Source organism: Pseudomonas sp. JV245A (assembly GCF_032424515.1).
GTDB classification, from domain to species: domain Bacteria; phylum Pseudomonadota; class Gammaproteobacteria; order Pseudomonadales; family Pseudomonadaceae; genus Aquipseudomonas; species Aquipseudomonas protegens.
On record NZ_VYKE01000260.1, the window covers coordinates 1 to 4,133 of the forward strand.

General features: G+C 69.5%; 1 pseudogene. It reads right to left on the reverse strand.

Annotated elements, in window-relative coordinates:
* Positions 1-3,755, reverse strand: a pseudogene (gene ofaB / locus F6S12_RS30095) (orfamide A non-ribosomal peptide synthetase OfaB); the annotation flags it as partial.
* Positions 3,756-4,133: the final 378 nt, after the last annotated feature.

The window sequence follows — 4,133 nt, forward strand, 5'->3', positions numbered from 1 at the left end:
TGCACCGGCTGTTCCAGGCCTTCCCAGGCCATGCTGCTGCGCAGGATGTCGTGGCGCGCGATGACCTGCTGCAAGGCCAGGGTGAAGGTTTGCAGGGCGTCTTCGCCGGCAAATTCGAACTGCACCTGGAGCACATAGGGATCGCCCTCGGCGCTGCTCAGGTGGTGATAGAGGATCCCCGCCTGCAAGGGCGCCAGGGCATAGATGTCCTGGACGTTGGCGGCGCCGCCGGGCACCCGCGCCAGCAGCCGGTCGATGGCGGCCTGATCGAGGTCCGCCAGGGGCAGCAGGTCCGGGGTGATGTGGCGGCAATCGGCGGCGATGCGGTTGGCCGGCACCTGCACCTCGCGCTGCCCGCCCACGGTCGCCGCCAGGGCGGCCAGGGTCGGCTGGCCGAACAGCACCCGCACATCGGCGCACAGGTCCACCTGGCGCATGCGCTCCATCAGCTTGACCGCCAGCAGCGAGTGCCCGCCCAGCTCGAAGAAGTTGTCCTGGCGCCCGACCTGCGGCAAGCCCAGCAGCTCTTGCCAGATCGTCGCGATGGCCTGTTCCACCTCGCCCTGGGGCGCTGCATATTCACGCCGGGCCAGGGCCTGGCTGTCCGGCGCCGGCAGGGCCTTGCGGTCGAGCTTGCCGTTGGGGGTCAGGGGCCAGGCCTGCAACGTCACAAAGGCGCTGGGCAGCATGTGCTCGGCCAGGCTCTGTTGCAGTTGCTCGCGCAGTTGCGCAGCGCTGGCAGCGGCCCCCGGCCGGGGGATCACATAGGCCACCAGGCGCTTGTCCCCCGGGGTGTCTTCCCGGGCGATCACTACCGCTTCGCGCACCCCGTCGCAGGCCGCCAGGCGGGCCTCGATCTCCCCCAGCTCGATGCGAAAGCCGCGGATCTTCACCTGGTCATCGTTGCGCCCCAGGTACTCCAGGCTGCCGTCGCTGCGCCAGCGCGCCAGGTCGCCGGTCTTGTACAGCCGCGCCCCCGGCTCGTGGCTGAAGGGGTCGGCGATAAAGCGCTCGGCGGTCAGCTGATCGCGGTTGAGGTAGCCCCGGGCAACCCCGGCGCCGCCCACATACAACTCACCCACCACGCCGCTGGGCAGCGGCTCGCGGTGGGCATCGAGCACATACAGTTGCAGGTCGGGAATGCGCCGGCCGATGGGGCTGCTGCCCACCAGCTGGGCATCCGCCGCCTGCAACGGGCGATAGGTCACGTGCACCGTGGTTTCGGTGATGCCGTACATGTTCACCAGCTGGGTGCCGACGTTTTCCAGGTGGGCATACCAGGGCTTGAGCATCCCCGGTTCCAGGGCCTCGCCGCCGAAGATCACCTGGCGCAGAGAGTGCTTGAGGGGGCTCTGGTCCTGGGCCGCGATCAGCGAACGGAAGGCGCTGGGGGTCTGGTTGAGGATGCTCACCCGGGCTTCGCAGAGCAGCCGGTAGCAGTCATCCGGCGAACGGCTGACGGCCTGGGGCACCACCAGCAACTGGCCGCCATGCACCAGCGCCCCCCAGATCTCCCACACCGAGAAATCGAAGGCGAAGGAATGGAACAGCGCCCACACGTCCCGCCAGTTGAAGTCGAACCAGTCGCGGGTGGCGCTGAACAGCCGGGCCACGTTGCGGTGCTCCACCATCACCCCCTTGGGCAGGCCGGTGGAGCCCGAGGTGTAGATCACATAGGCCAGGTGGGCCGGGGTCAGCCCCGGCACTTCGGGGTCGTCCTGGGCTTCATGGGCCAGGGTGCGGCTGTCGAGGTCGATCAGCGGCACCCGCAGGTCGGCCACCAGGGACTGGGTGCCGGCCTGCACCAGCAGCGCCACCGGGTCGCTATCCTGCAGGGTGTAGGCGATGCGCTCGCGGGGGTAGGCCGGGTCGATGGGCACGTAGGCGCCGCCGGCCTTGAGGATGCCCAGCAGGCCGACGATCATTTCCACGCCGCGCTCGACACAGATCGCCACACGCTGGTCCGGGCGTACGCCCAGCGCCAGCAAACGGTGCGCCACCTGGTTGGCGCGCCGGTTGAGCTCGCCGTAGCTCAGCCTCAGCTCGCCGAACAGCAGCGCCGGGGCCTCGGGCTGGACCCGGGCCTGGGCTTCCACCTGCTGGTGGATCAGCGGGCTGTCCGGGTAGTGCCCCAGCGGCGTGTTCAGGCCCTGCAACAGGTAGCGGCGCTCGCTGGCCGGGAGCATCTCCAGGCTGTACAGCGGTGCCTGCGGAGTGCTCTGCAAGGCCAGGGCCAGGCTCTCCAGGGCGGTCAGCAGGTAGCCGGCGATGCGCTCGGCGCCCAGTTGCCGATCCACCAGGGCGGTGATGCAAAAATCCTCTCCCAGGTCATCGATGTTGATGGTCAGCGGGTAGTTGGTGCGTTCTTCGGCGCCCAGCACCTGGATGCCCGGGGCCACCTCCTGCACCTGGGCGCCATCGGCGGCGTGGCTGTGGCGGTAGTTGAGCATGGCGCTGAACAGCGGCGTCGGCGCACTGACCCCGCTGCAGCGCTGGGCCAGGGCCAGGGACGCATGCTCATGGGCGAGCAAGGCACTGAGCCGCTGATGGGTGGCCAGGACCCCGGCGCGCACGCCCTGGGCGCCGACATCCACCCGCAGCGGCAAGGTGTTGATGAACATGCCCAGGGCCCGCTCGCCGCCTTCGCCGGCCTCCATGCGGCCCAGCAGCACGGTGCCGAACACCACCGCTTCGCGCCCCGACAGCTGGCCCAGCACCCGGGCCAGGGCCAGGTGCATCAGGCTGGCGCTGCTCACCCCCAGCTGCCGGGCCTGGGCCCGCAGGCGCTGGCTGAGCTCGGTGTCCAGGGTCAGCCGGGCCTCTTCGATCACCCGCCCGGCGCCCTGCACATCCCCCAGGCCGCACGGCAGGGTCGGCTCGTCGATATCGCCGAGCATCTCGCGAAAGAAGCGTTCGTGGGCCACCTCGCTGCGGCTTGCCAGGGCCTGGGCCAGATGGTTGCGAAACGGTACCGGGGCCGGCAGGCGCTCGCTGTGCCCTTGCAGGCGGGCGTGGATTTCCTGGCGTACCAGGTCCAGCGCGGAGTGATCCAGGGCCAGGTGATGGAACAGCAGCAGCGCCACCTGGCGCTGGTTGGCCGGGTCCTCGGCGTGCACCAGGCGCAGCAGCGGCGCCTGACGCAGGTCCAGGCGAAAGTGCCGGGAGTCGTAGCGGGCCTGCAGCTGGCCGAGCACATCGCCGTCAGCCGGGTCCAGCGCCACGGCCTCGATCACCAGCGGCGCCTGGCGCCAGACCACCTGCAACGGCTCATCCAGGCTTTCCCAGGCGATGGCGGTACGCAGGATGTCGTGGCGGTCGATGACCCATTGCAAGGCTTCGGCGAAGGCTTGCCGTCGCTCGGCACTGGCAAAGGCGAAGCGCGCCTGCAGCACATAGGGGTCGCCCTGGGCGGCGGACAAATGATGATAGAGCATGCCCTCCTGCAGCGGCGCCAGGGGGTAGATGTCCTGCACGTTGGCGGCGCCACCGGGCACTGCGGCGACGATACGCTCGATGGCGGGCGGGTCCAGCTGCACCAGGGGCAGCATGTCCGGGGTGATCCTGAAAGCCGGGCTCAGCCAGCTGCCGCCCTGGCCGTCGAGCAGTTCCAGGAGCCGGGCCTTGTGCTGCACCAGGCTGTCCCAGAGCCCGTCGTCCAGCGCCTCGTCATCGCCCTGGACGAGCAGGTCCTCCTGTTCCCGTTGAAGACGGATCGCCAGGGTCGAAAGCACTGCCATCAATTCGCTGAACTGCATCTTGTAACCTGCCTGAGAATTCGGAAACGGTTGAAGAGAACGTCCTTGTTTCAGATGCAACCTTTCACCGGCGCCCCGCTGCCCGGACGGGCGACAAGCGCCGCTGCCAGGCACCGCGCGGGGCTGTCGCGCCGTTGCGCAAAAAGCACCAGGGACAGTGAGCCCGCCAGGCTTGCTGGCAGCTCGCAGACGCTAAAACATCCGCCGCAGCGGGGCTGACATGGGAAGCCGGGACATGGCGCGGGGCCTGTCCCGCTGAGGTACCACGGCCCGCGCCGGCCCTGGGGCCGGCGCGGGGAAAAGCACTTGCAGCGGCCTCAGAGACGCCGCTGGCGCTTGAGCTGGGGGATGGTGGTGGCGGGGATTTCCAGGCGCTGC